Annotated in this window: 13 protein-coding genes and 2 pseudogenes; 12 read left to right on the plus strand and 3 right to left on the minus strand. The window is 35.2% G+C overall.

Going from position 1 to position 15698, the window contains the following annotated elements; genetic code table 11:
* The 5 genes and pseudogenes from ACNSTQ_RS20395 to ACNSTQ_RS20415 all read left to right on the plus strand — a co-directional run.
* Positions 1-318 (plus strand): annotated as a pseudogene (locus ACNSTQ_RS20395) (hypothetical protein); the annotation flags it as partial.
* Positions 319-464: 146 nt separating this feature from the next.
* Positions 465-953, plus strand: coding sequence for a hypothetical protein (locus ACNSTQ_RS20400; protein WP_418201599.1), 489 nt, complete (start codon positions 465-467; stop codon positions 951-953).
* A gap of 135 nt (positions 954-1088) precedes the next feature.
* Positions 1089-1550: pseudogene (locus ACNSTQ_RS20405) on the plus strand (SMI1/KNR4 family protein); the annotation flags it as partial.
* 444 nt (positions 1551-1994) lie between these two features.
* Positions 1995-2462 (plus strand): hypothetical protein, encoded by a 468-nt coding sequence (locus ACNSTQ_RS20410; protein WP_418201600.1) that lies wholly within the window; start codon positions 1995-1997, stop codon positions 2460-2462.
* Positions 2463-2927: 465 nt separating this feature from the next.
* Entirely contained in the window at positions 2928-3551 is a 624-nt protein-coding gene (locus ACNSTQ_RS20415; RefSeq protein WP_418201601.1) for a hypothetical protein, read from the plus strand.
* A gap of 30 nt (positions 3552-3581) precedes the next feature.
* Here ACNSTQ_RS20415 and ACNSTQ_RS20420 read toward each other — a convergent pair whose 3' ends face one another.
* The 3 genes from ACNSTQ_RS20420 to ACNSTQ_RS20430 all read right to left on the minus strand — a co-directional run bounded on the left by ACNSTQ_RS20420 (position 3582) and on the right by ACNSTQ_RS20430 (position 5554).
* Positions 3582-3965, minus strand: a complete 384-nt coding sequence (locus ACNSTQ_RS20420; RefSeq protein WP_418201602.1) for a hypothetical protein — start codon at positions 3963-3965, stop codon at positions 3582-3584.
* Positions 3966-4132: 167 nt separating this feature from the next.
* A complete protein-coding gene (locus tag ACNSTQ_RS20425) occupies positions 4133-4456 on the minus strand; it encodes a hypothetical protein (protein ID WP_418201603.1) in 324 nt (107 codons plus the stop codon).
* A gap of 3 nt (positions 4457-4459) precedes the next feature.
* Positions 4460-5554 (minus strand): hypothetical protein, encoded by a 1095-nt coding sequence (locus tag ACNSTQ_RS20430; protein WP_418201604.1) that lies wholly within the window; start codon positions 5552-5554, stop codon positions 4460-4462.
* Between the two features lie 704 nt (positions 5555-6258).
* Between ACNSTQ_RS20430 and ACNSTQ_RS20435 the strand changes: the two genes are divergently transcribed.
* The 7 genes from ACNSTQ_RS20435 to ACNSTQ_RS20465 all read left to right on the plus strand — a co-directional run bounded on the left by ACNSTQ_RS20435 (position 6259) and on the right by ACNSTQ_RS20465 (position 15682).
* Positions 6259-6813 carry a MerR family transcriptional regulator gene (locus ACNSTQ_RS20435; RefSeq protein ID WP_418201605.1) on the plus strand — a complete coding sequence of 185 codons (555 nt, stop codon included), beginning with the start codon at positions 6259-6261 and terminating at the stop codon, positions 6811-6813.
* A gap of 2241 nt (positions 6814-9054) precedes the next feature.
* The gene (locus ACNSTQ_RS20440; RefSeq protein ID WP_418201606.1) at positions 9055-9567 is read left to right on the plus strand and encodes a hypothetical protein; all 513 of its coding nucleotides are present in this window, start codon (positions 9055-9057) and stop codon (positions 9565-9567) included.
* Positions 9551-11485, plus strand: a complete 1935-nt coding sequence (locus tag ACNSTQ_RS20445) for a type IV secretory system conjugative DNA transfer family protein (RefSeq protein WP_418201607.1) — start codon at positions 9551-9553, stop codon at positions 11483-11485. The genes ACNSTQ_RS20440 and ACNSTQ_RS20445 overlap by 17 nt, the downstream gene beginning before the upstream one ends.
* Positions 11482-12537, plus strand: a complete 1056-nt coding sequence (locus ACNSTQ_RS20450; RefSeq protein ID WP_418201608.1) for a conjugal transfer protein — start codon at positions 11482-11484, stop codon at positions 12535-12537. Before ACNSTQ_RS20445 ends, ACNSTQ_RS20450 begins: the two co-directional genes overlap by 4 nt.
* 18 nt (positions 12538-12555) lie before the next feature.
* Positions 12556-12777, plus strand: coding sequence for a hypothetical protein (locus ACNSTQ_RS20455; RefSeq protein ID WP_418201609.1), 222 nt, complete (start codon positions 12556-12558; stop codon positions 12775-12777).
* A gap of 34 nt (positions 12778-12811) precedes the next feature.
* Positions 12812-13222, plus strand: a complete 411-nt coding sequence (locus ACNSTQ_RS20460; protein WP_418201610.1) for a conjugal transfer protein — start codon at positions 12812-12814, stop codon at positions 13220-13222.
* 3 nt (positions 13223-13225) lie between these two features.
* Positions 13226-15682, plus strand: coding sequence for an ATP-binding protein (locus tag ACNSTQ_RS20465; RefSeq protein ID WP_418201611.1), 2457 nt, complete (start codon positions 13226-13228; stop codon positions 15680-15682).
* Positions 15683-15698: the final 16 nt, after the last annotated feature.

Consider the following 15698-nt stretch of genomic DNA (forward strand, 5'->3'; position numbering starts at 1 on the left):
CGAAACGAAACATACTATGCTGTTCAAAATATTGATTGGATGCGTTGGTCGATTGTTACTGGATGGTACATGGAAAAAGGGTTTTTACCAAATGACCCTGGTAGTTGGTCCAAATATGAAGGTGAACGTTCTAAACTTGAAGATTGGCAACAAACCCTGCTTATAAGCTGGGATTGTAATCGAGACCACATTTCTATTATAAATGCATATAAACTCATGATACCAGAATTTAAAAGAATACACAGTTCATTAAGTAAGAAGCTAGATATTGATGATGATCCCCAATGGGTTGAAAAAATAATAGAAGAAGTATTATAAATTAATTGAATATAGCAAATAATCCATCGCAATCCGTTCTTCAACTAACGGGAGCTATTCTTCAAGAAGGGGAATGGCTTCTTTTTATTGAAATAGTTTAAGAATAATAAAAAAAGATTTGTGTTTTACGGGGAGGGGACAATAATTTGTATTTATACCATATGGTAATTGGTGAAAAGGATAGTGACATATATAAAAACCCGCAAAATGTATTAAATGAAGGATTAAGCGGTAAAACAGCAACAAGATGGTATGGTAACGGTGGTGGATTTTTTCCAGAATTAACCGACCATTTCAGACCGAAAAACTCACCAAAATGGATTGATTTTAAAAATAGTTTCGGTGCCGAGTTTGAACCACCTGACAAGCCTTACTTTAGATTTCCCGTATTTAGTGAGAGGATTCTAGTTTTTAATTTTGACATATCTAGTGATTTATTTGCTCATATTGAAGATATATATGATGGTGGCAGAGGGCGTTTTGTTGAAGGACTACCTTCAAAGGAAGATTTAATCAAACAGTATTGGGATAGTATGACTACAATCGATGAGTATTTGGAACACAAACCATTTAAGAACCCTCAAATTGTAATTTTTGAAACAGTACCAGGGCATTTAATTGAGTATATAGAGTGAATTCTTATTCAACTATTGGGTGCGATTGCTGAACAAGGGTAGTCGCTTTTTCACTAACTGAAGCAGGAAAGTTGAGGAAGAATTGTCAAATAATCGATAAAAGGTGTTTAATTACATTTTAGAGGGAGTAATGCAGTGGTGAAAATTATATGGCAAGAAGATGATGAATATTATAAGTTGGCACCTTTAACAGATAAAGTAGTAGAAAAAGCAGAAGAAAAACTTAAAGTAAAGTTGCCTACATCCTATATTAATCTACTTAAAGAACAGAATGGTGGATATATTAACTATGATTCGTACCCTTCTAATGTCCCAACATCTTGGGCAGATGACCATATTAATGTAGACCATATTTTAGGTATAGGTGAAGAGAACGGTATATTAGAAAGTGAATACTTAATACACGAATGGGGATTACCGAGAAATATTGTTTTAGTTTCAGGAAGTGGGCATTCATGGGTTGCATTTGATTACAGAAATAAAAAAGAAGAACCTCCAGTTATATACATTGATGTAGAATTTGAACAGATTATTGAATTAGCTCCTAATTTTGAAACATTCTTAAATGGATTATACGTAGAAGAAACAGAACTTGAAGATACCTATTTTGAACAAGACGTTAGACATTGGACTCCCGATGAGCTTGATACAGCCTTATCAACTACTAACGAACAAGAGATTACCCTCGCTTTGAACTATCTTTATGAGAATACAAAGGGAAATGAACACTTCATTGAACAAAAGTTGATTGTTCTTCTTCACAATCCAGTTCTTGATATTAAACAGTTAGCAGCCAATTTTGCTAATCATTTCAATGAAATAGGGATACTGTCTTCTAAAGGGATTGAAGAAATGGTTACCATCATACGAAAAGACACCGAAATCGAGTATTATGCAGATATGTATTTCAGTGAAAATTGAGGTGAACTTCTTCAACTAACGGGTGCGTTAGCGAAACAGGGCTGACGCTTCTTCAACTATAAGGGCAGAATACTTGAATAAGACTCAGTTTAATTTGTGAAACTAAACTGAGGTGATAATATGAAAAAATTGGTTACTACATTATTGTTAGCGATATGTATAGTAAGCTATAATACGCCAGTTCAATCGGTAATAGCTATGTCTGACCAAGTAAATAAGAATCTACAAGACCAAGCCAATCAAGGGAAAGACTTAATTGAATGGGTTGCATTGTGGGACGAGCCAACGACACGTGAAGGTAAGTTGGAGCGTATGCTAACTACTGAATTACAAAGAAGGACGTTATTTGCCCTCCAAGAAAAGAATTATTTGAAACTGGGTAAACAAAACGTTTATTATATCGACCCATTTAAAATAACAGATATGAGAACTATCGATGGGGGTTTTTCTGAATTAGATGTGATAGCAAGCGTTTATCGAGTGATTGGAGATACGGCAGAAAAGAAAGCGGAGAGATTCCAAATTACATTCCGTCATAATTATGAATTAGGTTTTGTTGTTACTGACTGCCAAAGAATAACAGAATGAAGTGATAGAGAGAAACTCTCTACGTTTTATATTAATCGTTTATTAAGCTAACGGGTGCTTTTGTTAAAGAACGATTATAGAAATGTAGTTATTTTTTATAAAGGGAAGATAATTAATCAGTAACGAGTTTCAAAATCAATTGTATTCAACACCAAGTAAAAGAGGCAACCTTAAACGGTTGTCTTTTTAGCTTAAGCTATTTTATTTAACAGATTTCTTTTTAGGTTTTTGTTTTGCAGAAAAATGTTGATCTCGTCTTTTTAAAATATTAGCTGCAATTTTTTTAGCTTCCTCTTTAGTCATTTTTAATCATCTTCCTCTCTCAATTTATTGTATAGAATCATTGTGTCCTAGACTTAGAGATTTTATACATAAGGTTCTCCCCCACTCCATATAAATGAAATTAAGTCTACTACAAAATGACAGTGTCGCAGACATAAAGTTTAAAAATGGAGGGTGAAAGCGATGGGGAAGATAGAAGAAAAGAAGAAAAGAAAAGTGAGATCAGATAAAAAAATGGAGATCAAACCAACCGTTCATCACAGTTTAAAAGATGCTATTTATGCCCTTTCTTATATCACTGATCAGCCAGTGAAAGATGTTGCGGAAGCTATCGTGGTATCAGGTTTGGAATCGAAAAAAGTAATCGAATACTTGTCTAACGATTTCCGAAGAGATTTTTTGCAAGGTCGTACTTTATATGTTGGTGATCTGGAACGTGACTCAAAACAGAAAGATCAACTATCAGGAGTTAAGGGGCGTCTTTCCATTCGCTTTCAGCAGCATGACTTTGAATCCATCAAACAATTAGCCTTTGCCTTAGATGTAACCCCTTCAAGAGCAACCGCCATTATCATAGATGCCAGTATTCGTAATAGTAATTTCATAGATCGTTACCTCCAGAGAACGATACGAGCAAAATTAGATAAAAGGCGATTAGTAGAACTTAAAAAAATTATGAGATTTATTAGCCAAAACAATCCATATGAAGAGTTCACATGGGGTGATTTTGTCTCATGGTTACTATTTGAATTGAAGAATAGCGCTGGAAAATTAACCGATTGGGTTGATCAGAATAAGATTAATTAAATACCGAAGATTGAGCAGAAGAAACTGTCCTTAAAAAGGACTGTTAAGAAAGGTGCGATCTTGTTTCACTGGTTTAATGGTTTGGCTGATTACAAAGGAATGTTCTTTATTAAAAAGATTATATTCATCCATTGTGATCTCTTGTGTACGTATAATTTTAAGTCTTATAGGCTCTAATTTATAGAGTTCTTTACGCTTTGAGGGATCCACTTGGGTTAAAACTGAAGGGTACTTACCGAAGTAGGAAACGAGATCAGTCAAGGTAGCTTTATAGAGAGGACGTTTTTCATCAAGATATATCTCCCAATAGGTGCCGTAATGGCTTTTTAATTGAGCAGCAATCACCTCTCTTAAGTGATTTTCCATCTCGTAAAGTAATACGTAAGCTTGTTGCACTAAGAGGGGGTTATTCATTGTTTTACACTCCATTCATTATGATGATAAAGATATTCTATAAAAAGAGTTAAAACCCTCTAATGCAGAAGTTTCATATGATAAGTGAGCTTGGTATGAGATCTGAACATAACGTTAAAAACCACCTACCAAGGCAGGTGGTTTTTAATTTCACGTAATTATAACTTTTATTTATTTTCCTGATCTAAAAGATTTGTTGCACTGAAAGATTGACCAAAGCTTGGCATTTTCTTTTTAGGCTTGGCTTTCTCCTTTTGTTGCGATGCTGTTTCTTGTTTGATTTCAATTTCGGGTTCAGGTCCCGCTTCTTTTTTTTGTTCACTAAAAGAACGTTCTTTGTTGATGGTGTGGTTATGAACATACTCTTTTACAATTTGACGGATAAAGCCTGCTTTGGTGGTAACATTTCGTTCCATGTATTCAATGATTTCAGCATCTTTCTCCTTATCAAACAACACTTCAACTTTTACTTTATTTTTATGACGTGACATCGTTTATTCCTCCGTTGTAGCGACTTCCTTATGTGCGTCAGAGTTTTCAAGCTCAATAGCTTTTCCGTATTTGTAGAATCCCGTGACATTTGCTGTCTCACTATTTTCAACGAAGATTGCTCGTTTATAACGTTCTTGTACTTTGGCCTGATCAATCAAGTTAGCACCACCACCAGTAAAGAGCATGGTATCAATACTATGAGATTGCTTTATTGTTCGGTTAATCTTATTAACCAGTTCTCTCGTGTACTTTTTACGAGTGTTTACAACAATCTCAGTAATTGAATTTGATTGATCTTTATTCGGCTTAAAATAGTACCCTTTTTCGTCACTACCGTTTCTAAGAATTTGTTCTACATCGTACGTAGTAATACGACTGTTGTTAGGGTTCTCTTTTGCAGCTGTTACGATCTGATCGTACAGCTCATGGATTCCCGTTGGGAATTGTGTTTGATTTACTAGGTTCATATTTTTTAATACATCAATTAAAACTGTTCCACCACCAATATCTACTACTACAATTTCTTCTTCTAAATACGATTCATTTTCTTCAATCATATAACCGTTTGAGTCAATGAGTTCGTTGTAAACTGATCCGACACTTTGAGGAATGACATGGACATCCTCTACTCTGACAATGTAGTCTTTCTCATCACGTTTAATGGTATGATCGCCTTGTAACACTTTCATGATACTTTGGACGTCTGTTTCGTTAAAATCGTCACTAGGGACACCCGTGACGACTGTAACAGGTAAAACATTTGATGTTGCTTGATCTCCAAAGTCACTAGCTAGCTCAGCAAGTGCAAAGTTTGCTAGTAATTTAAATTCTTCTGTTTCATATCTCTTCTCAAAACTGATCGTATCTAAAAATTTATCTTCCATGTGTAGCTTATGAAGATCTTTACCCCAAGCATAAGGCTCATCGTCAAAGTTCACTTTATATTTATGTATATCTATATTGCTGTTGAATATGGAGGTTCTTTCATTACCTAAATCATCATGATAAAGAAAATGTGATGGAATTACTTTCTCCTCTGTCTTAGCTGAAAAAAGTTTTGTTTGCTTATTACCTAAGTCCATTCCAAAAATAATCATGCTATTCATCTCCTTATTATTATGATATCTCATTATTACATGTATTATACATGTAAAATTTATAGGTGTCAATTGAACACACGTAAAATACATGTATTTTACGTGTGTTCAATTAGGGTGAGTTAGTAAACCATGTATATTACATGTTATTTACGTGGTTTTACTCGATAGATATAATTAATTATCTTTAATTTACATGTTAAATACATGTAAATTCGTAATGGGTAGTTTTATTTTAATACGATATAACTTAGCGAACATTCATAAATGACTTTTAAAGGAGATTAAAAGGAGAATCTAGAATATTACTTAGAGTTGAATGCTAGTTTCAAAACTTGAGTATTCTAGTTCTAGTATTTTAAATTAAGTTGATATAACAGAGTTTGGTCTTGTTCTAGTATTTATAATATAAAGTTACAATAATGGATAAAAACGAAGTTTCTTCTATGAAGGAAGTACGCGAAAGAGCTGGATTTACTAATTTAGATTTGATATCTTCAGTAAGTGTGTTTAAATTAAAACGCGAGATCGTTGAGCAAACATTTATAATTAATCATTTAAGAAGATAAAGGGCGATTATAGAATATTACTTAGAGTTGAAAACTAGTTTTAAACCTTGAATATTCTAGTTCTAGTATTTAAAATTAAGTTGATATAGCAGAGTTTTAGTCTTATTCTAGTATTTAAAATCTGGAGTTGAAATAATGAATAAAAACGAAGTTTACTCTATGAAGGAAACACGTGATAAAACTGGATTGACGAATGATTTGTTAAGGCTTTATGAAAAAGAATTTAACTTACAGATCGAGCGTACTGATGGAGGACATAGAAGGTACACCGAGGAAGATATTAACTTGTTGATTAATATCAAGCTGAAAATAAAAGACCAAAATTGGTCCTACAAGCAAGTAAGGCAATGGCTCAATGGTGATGCACCGCAACTTAATCCGCAACTTAATCAAATGCAGCGAGAAGATGCAGTGAAGTCAAACATAGAAAAAAAGCTCGATAAAATGCTAGAGAATCAAGAAGATCAAAAGTATACGATTGATTTATTGACTGAAACAGTAAGGAAGTTAACAGAAAAGCTGGATGCTCAAGAAGAAAGACATGTAAAACAAATAGAAGATCAGAGGGTTTACTTTGAACAAAAGTTAGAAGAAAAAAATAAAGACGTTGTAAAAGAGGTAAGGTTGCTGCAAAGTGCCAAGGAAGAAGAAGGTCGCAGTTTTTTTTCGAAGTTATTTAAGAAAGGATAGACAGGTTCTAGGGTGCTTGTTTGATGAGCTTTCTAGCAGAGTACTAACAGAAGAAAACTAATAGCTCTCAAAATTTGCTTCTAAGAAGTTTTAATGGCCATGAGTAGGAATTCCTCTTGCTATCTATCAAATAATCCCATACAGAGACAAAAAGTCCAATGAGAAGCGTTTTACTTGTGGTTTAGGATAAATAGTTGCAATAGCCTGCAGGTGATCCCTAAATTATCAACCCTATGAAACTAGCAATCATTAGTTTCAGTAAAGTATCTTCAATTATTTTATTGATTGTTTAGACATTTATGTATAGAATAATAGATAACTTAATAGAACGGAAACAAAAAAGCCATTTCCTCCACTTATAAGGTCGGCAAACCTGATAAGCTTCGCTGGAAATGACTTCTTGCTAACCTGTTCCTCAACAACAGGTTAATTGTATGTGTTCATTTTAACGCTTCTTGATCTATATATCAAGTCTTTTTCACTGGGATATTTTGCGTTTTTTCGAGCATATTCTTTTAACCTACTTTTTTGAATGAGGATGGGGTTAGAAGAATATGCTTTTTTGTTTTTCGCGACGTGGAATGCCTAACACACGTCGAAAAACAAACCTTGAACAGGTCAGCTGGAGCCGCTGCAATAACTCTAGCGCATCACATAAAAGCGGAGTACCTTCCTACCGCGTGGTGGTCTAGGCGCGGACGGCCAGCGAAAGCAAACGGTTCGGGCGGTAATCGTTAGCATTACGGTGCTAGGGTTTCCAAGTAGATATACGCATGCAGGGGCGATTTTGTATGTAGAAAGCTTGGAACGGTCGAGAGATCGGAAGTCAGGAAGGGTTATACATACGGATACCAGCTGACAGCTACGCCTGATTAGCTAACTACATACCATACCACTAACACTTTGCCTCTATACACAGCTTAACTAGTTTCTTATTTTTGCCTGTGTATAGGGGCGAAATCTGTTTCCAGCCGTTTCCAACCTCTTGCATTGCCTGATTGAAAATCCTCAAAAACACAAGAGCAAAACAAAAAAAGATAAAAAAATGATAGAGTTTTAAAGCGATATAAGATGAAAAAGACTTTATTCATTGCATGTGTTAGCTAAGAAACAGCTATTATAAATATAAGGATTATTTAATTATAGATACAGATTAAAACTTAAAATATAAAATAGTAAAAATATAAAATATGTGGCAAGCCAACTACAATAAAGCTTAAATAATTAAACACTATGTCTGGTAATTATAATGAAGATCGATAATAATAAATATCTACTTCTCTTTAAATAACTGGGGATATCCAGCAAGAAATAACAGTAAAAAATAGAACGTAAGTTCATATAAAAGAAGGTAATAAAAAGCTTGAAATTAAATCATAAATAACTGGATATTTCTTAAAATAATAAATCTTAAGTATATATTCTCTATCTAACTTAGCTTAAATAACTTTAACAAGATCATCCGTGAAATAAGGATATGTTTTTTATCTATTTATTTAAAAAATAGTTAAATAAACCTTAAAACATGCCTATTTTTAAATTTAAGTCGTAATACCTATTTTTCTTTATAAAATACGCCCCTCCTCCTGTTTTTCATTCCGCTATCGCTACATGAATCTCCTTACCTCACACAAACAACATCAGTTTGTATGAGGTAAGGAGAACAACAGGAGGAGGGGCTGGAATAAAATAGGTAATATGGTGGGTTGTGTTAGAAAAAATAGGTATGTTATGATAATATTGTAAAAAGTTAATTTAAGTATTATTTAAGTAATAGAAGGGAGGTAGAGAATTAAGAGAGAGAGGTCTAAAGAGAGGTAGAGAAAAGGTCAAGAGAGAAGATCAAGGGAAGATAAAGATAAGATATAGGTTGGAAGTTAAGAAAGAGTGAATGAAGTAAGGTTTGGAAATAAGAGAGTAGAATTTAGGAAAGGGGAGGGTGGAAAAAGGAAATGGAAAGTTGGAAATATGGTAGTGAAAAATATGGATGATTTGAATGGTTATTTCTATTAGAATGGATAAGGAGATGATATATAGGAGGAGATTCACATTAGTCTTTTATCGGAAAAGCAAAAAAGTGTATTAGCAGCAATCAATCGTTTTGGAGTAATAACATCAGCTCAGCTATCAGAGTATTTAGAAGGCAAAGTAAGTTATGTCACGATTTATGCTACTAAGCCTAAACTATTAAAATTAGGATTTATAGCAGAAGAAAAAATTGGTCGTACACTGGTCCTCTATATGCGTCCTTCTGGAGTTGAATATTTAGGTAGTAACTTAACGCCATTCACAAAGATTAATTATAGTAATTTAAATCATCAGATCGTTATGAATGATTGTTTGCTTGCATTAAGAAAATTAGCAGTTAAAAAAGGTGAAGAATTTGAATTTATCACAGAGAGAGAATTAAGAAGTCAATATTTAGAACAAAATTTTTCCAAGGCAGATCGTCAGGATACAACGAAATTAAAAAAGTTACCTGATCGTATTCCTGATTTTGTTGTCATTGAAAGTGGGGAAAAAATCGCCCATGAAGTCGAATTATCACAAAAAACTCATAAACGCTTGATGCGTAAATTTGAAGTGTATACCAGTGAAATATTAAGTGGTCGCTATTCAAAGGTTCGTTATTTATGTGAAAATGAGCATTTGAAAAGTGTGATCACAAAAGCGGCTATTGAAAAGAATTTTCGGAAAGATGCACTTCAATTAGAGTTAATTGAAAGGCTGATGGCATTTGCAAAAAAAGAATGAAAAAGACGTTGGTAAAGAGTTAGGTATTGGTTTTACTCTTTTATTATCAGTGCTTTTCATTTTTCCTTTATTAATTTTCTCCATCCCTCTGTATATCTTGGCCAGAGCAATCAAGCAGCCCAAGATCCATTTGAGCTTAGCTATCATTGGGGTCGCTTTACTGGTCTTAGGATTTATGAATAATCCAGGTGCTTATCTTGGTTTGTATGGGCAGCTACCGTTTGATATGTCATGGCTAACAGAATTATATGGTTCTCCATTAGAGATGTCGAGATCATCTTATATCATGTACGTCAGTGGAGGACTTGTTGTCTCCTTTGGATTATATGTATATAGCGAAGTTTTCCGTAAGAAGAAGCTAGGCTCTAAAGAAGATGATCGTGACCGCTTTAAGGAATCTAGTGTCTATCAAAAGGTAAGAAAAAATCGACATAAGCTTAATGCTAAAACTCAGGAAAGATGGAGAAAAGAAGGGGAATTTGATGAAGTTTTATTAGGTATTACAGAAAGAGGAAAGCCTTATCGTTTAAAGTTTTCCGAGATCAATCAACACCACTTTGTTGTTGCTACAACAGGTGGAGGTAAAACCATCTATCTACTAAATTATGTTGAATATGCGTTAGCTAAAGGCTATCCAATGATTTTTATTGATGGAAAAGGCTCACTTGAAACCATCGATGAAGTCAAAGCTGTTTGTGATGCATATGGGAAAAACCTCAAGATATTTAGCGATCAAGAATCCCTCACATATAACCCTTTAAAATATGGAAATGCGACTGTTATTACAGATAAACTACGAGAATTAGTAGAAACTGAAAGTAAATATTACAGCGAGATTTCCACCTCATTGGTACAAGCGATTATCCAATTTATTGACGACTATAACCTCAAACGAGATTTACAAACATTTGCGTTTTATTTAGAACCATCCAACATTAACGAAGTTCTCATGAATGATGTGATCACAAAAGAAGTTGAAGTGATCGAAGAAATGGAAGACGAAGAAACCAAAGTAGAAGAAGGTTTTGGAAGTATGTTTGATGATTCAGAAGTAGCTGCAACAGAAGAATCAACTAAAGTTAAAGAGCAACCTAAAAAGGTTGTAAAAGAGCTTAGTGACCGTGCCAAGAGACACTATGAGAAGATTTTCGGTCGATATAAAGCATCGGATGAAGGAGAAATGTACTTGTTTGAAAATGCAGCTTCTGTCCGAACACAAATTCATTTACTGCTGGATAGTGAACTAGGTCATTTATTTGAAGAAAAAGAAGATGGATTGGATCTTTTATCTTTAAGCGACAACAAAGAAGCGTTATTTGTATCCTTTGATGGGACGATTTACGACTCTTATATCAAGAAAATTGCTCGTTTTCTTATCCTTGATCTAAATTACTTGGTATCCTACCGAAATCGTACAAAACAAAAAGATCAACCATTGCTCGCCATCTATGATGAATTTAGTGTATATGCCAACGATAAGATCGTGGATACGGTTAACAAATCAAGGTCGGCAGGGTTCCATTGTTGTATTGCGACACAACTTGTGGCTGATTTAGATGATGTGAGTCCAACTTTAGCAAGACGGGTGATTGGGAACACCAATACCTTTGCTATTGGTCATACCAACCTACCAGATGAAATTGAGACATGGGCCAACGTATTAGGCACATTTAAAGATAATGATATGACGATTACAACCGAAGGAAAGGGACCGATTAACCGAACGGATATGATGGGTGACGCTGGTACTGTCCGTAAAGTAAACAAATTTAAAATTAGTCCAGATGAAATACGTGATTTACGCTCAGGCCAGTTTTTAATCACACGAAAAGCAGCAAAAGATGAAAACGTAGAACCGGAAATTGTTTATGTTCGTCATCCGTTGGTGGGACTAGATAAGGACGGTGATAAGAAGTGAAGAAGCTACTGAAAGCGATGCAAGAGAAAAAGAAACGTTCCAAGTTAGGGTCAAAAACAAGTACCCCTCCATCACAGCGTAAAGTCGCCTTTTCTAAAACGAAAACAAGAAAAGTCGCTAGCTATTTAGTGTTCGGTGTCATGATTGTCTCGTTGCTGTTTAATGTGATCCATTTTAGTAAAGTGCAGACGATTAGAAATACGGTTCAAGCATCCTATGAAGAGATTGAGCAACAGGTAAGCAACGTTCAATCAGGAAACTTCATTGAATCATCCATACTAAACGTATATACAAGAGATTTTGTCAGTGAGTATATGAATATTTCTGCTGATAAAGAAGAGCGAGAGCAGCGATTAGATGAGCTAGAAAGTTATTTTGTCAGTGGCTTTGATGTTTCTAGTTTAGAAGATACGTCAGAGTTTGCAGGTTCACGAAAAGCTACATCTATTAGGCTACTAGATATTAAAAGAACGGGACAAAACGAAGCCGATGTTCATTATTTAGTTGCTTATGATATTACGGAAACCGAAGAAGTGGAAAAAAAGATCACGAAAGAAGAAGGAGAAGGCGAGGACAAAAAAGAGGTCACAGAAACCGTCATGGAAGAGGAAGAACGTGTGACAAGCCATGATATAGAAATGGTGATTCCAGTCACAACAGATGGTGAAGGGTTTGCTATTACTGGTTATCCGAGCCTAACTAACAGTAACATTAAGTCCACAATTCAGTATGAACCATCAGCATTAGAAGGTGCGGATACGACATCTCAAGAGCGTGAAGTATTAGGCGAGTTTTTGACTGAATTTTTCACCTCTTATGGCATTTCTGACGAAACCTTATCCTTTATGGCCAATGTGGATCGAGGATTATCTCATAAAGTCTATCAAGAACATCAACTCATTGAGTCGGTAAAAGACAGTGATAATGGAGAGTTTGTTGTTCGAGTAAACGTGACCTATAGAGACCAAGAAACCTCTATAGCGGCTATCCATAGCTTCCACATGTCGATTAGTGAAGAAAATGGACGATTTTTTGTTCAATCTATTCAATAAAAAAGGAGTGTTTTACAGATGAATTTTAACTTTCAAGATGTGACTCAGAATTTAATCTCTCAAATTGGATTTATTGTGCTGTTGATCATGGTCATTCGAGCATTGATTTCTTATACAAGAGAAGATTGGGGGCAATTTTTCTCAGGATTAGTGTTAGGTTTGTTCTGCTTAATTGTTGTATTCTTTGGTCCTCAATTAGAGCAATTAGCAAGAGCGATTGGGAACACAATCTTTAGTTAATTGGTGGGATTTCCCACCAATTGGGGGTGTTGAAGTGAAAGGAGAAAACTTTACAAAAGAATATAAGTATCCCATTAAAATTTATCGAATCGGTCAGATTGAATTTGCAAACGGTTTGGAAGTAAGGAAAATGATCGTTGCAGGTGTTGTAATTTTTATGATGGTGTTGATGTTTTTTATCTTTGGAGCTTCTTCTAATTCGGGAGCCATCCAATTTCTTTTAGGGAACTGGTTAATTATTTTGGTTTGTGTTCCAGCTGTTATTACCTTTGTTGTTTTCAGTATGAAGTACGATCATAAGCCAGTCATTCCTTTTATTAAAGATCGGTTGAGGTTTTATAAGATGAAAAACAAAGCCTACGAACATTTTGATGAAGTACCACTGGAACAATACGAGGTCGATTTAACATTCGAACCATTGGAACGAGTCAAGAAGGAGGGGTAATTCATGGCAGCTGCAAAGAAGCAAGTCGATCAATTAGAGTTTCCAATTGCTTTTCGTCATAAGAATATGGCTTTTAACAAAAGTAAACAGGTATGGGCTTTCTACCGAATGAAGAATGAATCTCTACGTTTAAATAGTGACAGTGAGTATAAGCAATACATTAACAACATGATTGATTTTTTATCTAATGATGAGTACCAGTACCACTTGTCCATTATTCCAAGACGCTTTGATTTTGATAAGTTTACGGAAGTCGTCAAGAAAGACATTGTATCAGGTGAGTTTGCAGACATTGGTGAAAGATACTTTACAAGAGCCTCAGAGATTCTAAGTGATGAAGTCTTTTTACATGAGTATGATGTGTATGTTTCGGTCCAGATTAATAAGTCTGATCAAGTGGTTGCTACAGACGTGAATGATTTATTCAAGAAGTTCATGAAACGCTTGAGAGAAGATGTTTCAAAGGTTATGAATGCTGATGTACATGTGGAAGATGATTTTGAACTCTATGAGAAGCAAGAGCAATCGTTTGTCGATCGGGTGTCTTATGCAAAAGAGATCGAGCGAGTAGAAGGAGAAGAGTTAGATCGTTTGATTTATTATATGTTCCACCGAACAAGTGATGGGTTTGAGATCCCTGACGGAGAGTACAATTTGACCGAAGGAATTATCCGTAACACACATAGCTATATGACGGTCGATCATGGTAAGTATACGGAACACCTTTGTTTCCTACCATTTAAAGAAATGCCTGTTAGTTTAGAAGGTTTTCGCTTTATTCAAAGCATCTATGAACAACTAGACTTCCCACTGGAAATGCAAATTCGATATGATTTCAAGCAAAATGATCAGAACATTCGTGAAGTACGAAAGCTTAAAAGACGATTCAAGAACTTTGATGAAGAAATCGCCTCTACTCGTACAGCTGATGAAGATGTGGTTGTTGAATTAGCTTCACAGCGATTAGATCAGTTGCTAGATGATGTGAAAGACAATAGTCGTAAAATCTTATTCATGACGTTTACGTTAGTTGTATCTGATCGCTCAAAAGAAGTGATGGAATCCAAAGTTGAATCGCTCCAAAACATCTTTAAAAATACAGGGTTTAAATTAGTTCGACCTGCGGTCGATCAATTAACATTATTTACTCAATCGTTACCAGCGTCAGATGTGACGTATCGTTATTTTGAGCAAGTGGTTGATGAAACCTATTTAGCACAGTCAGGCATGGATTTAACGAGTCGGATCGGGAATCGTTATGGAATGTATTTAGGGAAAGTGATAACGAATCGTCGATTATCTAATGTGCAACAAGCAAGAGAGATCAATAACAATATTGTGATTTTCAACCCATTGTTGACGAAAAAAGCGATAAAAGGTGCAGCTCACACGAATGGAAATATTTTAATCACGGGACCACCTGGAAGCGGTAAGTCCATGCTAGTAAAGAATTTCTTTACCTGGTCCACCTTTTTTGGCTCTAAGGTATTGTATATTGATCCGAAAAACGAGTTTCAGCGTTATTATAAGCAGTCTCTAAAAAAGAACGGTCATATCGACGAATTTAGAGAACTGTATGAACGTATTAACTTCATTCATTTATCCGAAGAAAAAGAGTTCTATGGAGCACTAGACCCTTTGGTGTTCTTAGAAGGAGATAAAGCCATTCAAACCGCTGTGATGATCTTTAATACCTTAGCTGGAAGCATTAGCGGTCGTGATGAAAGTGTCTCCATCTTTGACGCAGTGATTGAAGAAGTGAACGAAGAAAAAAAGCCTACGATGTCAGGAGCCTTAAAGCGATTAACAGAAAGCAGTCCTACGTTGGCCAAGGATATCAGTCGTTATCGATATGGCTTAGGACGAATGCTCTTTGGTGATAAGACGAGTACAGGGTTGAACTTTACACAGCAAGTGAATGTCCTAGGAATGCAAGGTTTAAGCTTACCTGAAACGGAAGATATGACCGATGAACAACGAATTGGGCTTTGTTTGATGATGTCGATCTCGAAGTATGTTAACACTTTTAGTCGTACACCAGAAGAAGAAGCCATGATTATTTTTGATGAAGCATGGACGCTGACAAAATCGAAACATGGTGAATCCTTAATCAATGAAATGTTGCGTACTGGGCGATCATTAAGAACCGATATTGTCCTTGTGACCCAAGCTTACAATGATGTAAATACCGAAGAAATTAAGGAACAAATCGGTGTGAAATTCGCATTTAGACCCAAATCAGATGATGCGATCCTTCCCATCTTACGATTCTTTGATTTAGAAGAAAACCAACAAAATATCAATGTGGTGAATCATTTAAAGTCGGGGATGTGCTTATTCCAAGACTATTTAGGACGTACTCAAGCGATTGCCCATGATGTGCTGTTTGAAGAATGGTTCGAAGCCTTTAAGACAACCGATAAAGAGTCCGAAGCGGTACAACTAGAAGAGGCTCGATAAAACAGGAGGAAACAAA

The sequence above is a fragment of the Alkalihalobacterium sp. APHAB7 genome, assembly GCF_048323755.1.
In the GTDB taxonomy this organism is placed as follows: Bacteria; Bacillota; Bacilli; order Bacillales; family Bacillaceae_F; genus Alkalihalobacterium.

Coding starts and splice junctions, on each gene's coding strand:
- ACNSTQ_RS20425 (WP_418201603.1), bottom strand. CDS start 4,456: ATGTCACGTCATAAAAATAAAGTAAAAGTTGAAGTGTTGTTTGATAAG.
- ACNSTQ_RS20440 (WP_418201606.1), top strand. CDS start 9,055: ATGCGTCCTTCTGGAGTTGAATATTTAGGTAGTAACTTAACGCCATTC.
- ACNSTQ_RS20435 (WP_418201605.1), top strand. CDS start 6,259: ATGAATAAAAACGAAGTTTACTCTATGAAGGAAACACGTGATAAAACT.
- ACNSTQ_RS20410 (WP_418201600.1), top strand. CDS start 1,995: ATGAAAAAATTGGTTACTACATTATTGTTAGCGATATGTATAGTAAGC.
- ACNSTQ_RS20465 (WP_418201611.1), top strand. CDS start 13,226: ATGGCAGCTGCAAAGAAGCAAGTCGATCAATTAGAGTTTCCAATTGCT.
- ACNSTQ_RS20415 (WP_418201601.1), top strand. CDS start 2,928: ATGGGGAAGATAGAAGAAAAGAAGAAAAGAAAAGTGAGATCAGATAAA.
- ACNSTQ_RS20430 (WP_418201604.1), bottom strand. CDS start 5,554: ATGATTATTTTTGGAATGGACTTAGGTAATAAGCAAACAAAACTTTTT.
- ACNSTQ_RS20455 (WP_418201609.1), top strand. CDS start 12,556: ATGAATTTTAACTTTCAAGATGTGACTCAGAATTTAATCTCTCAAATT.
- ACNSTQ_RS20420 (WP_418201602.1), bottom strand. CDS start 3,965: ATGAATAACCCCCTCTTAGTGCAACAAGCTTACGTATTACTTTACGAG.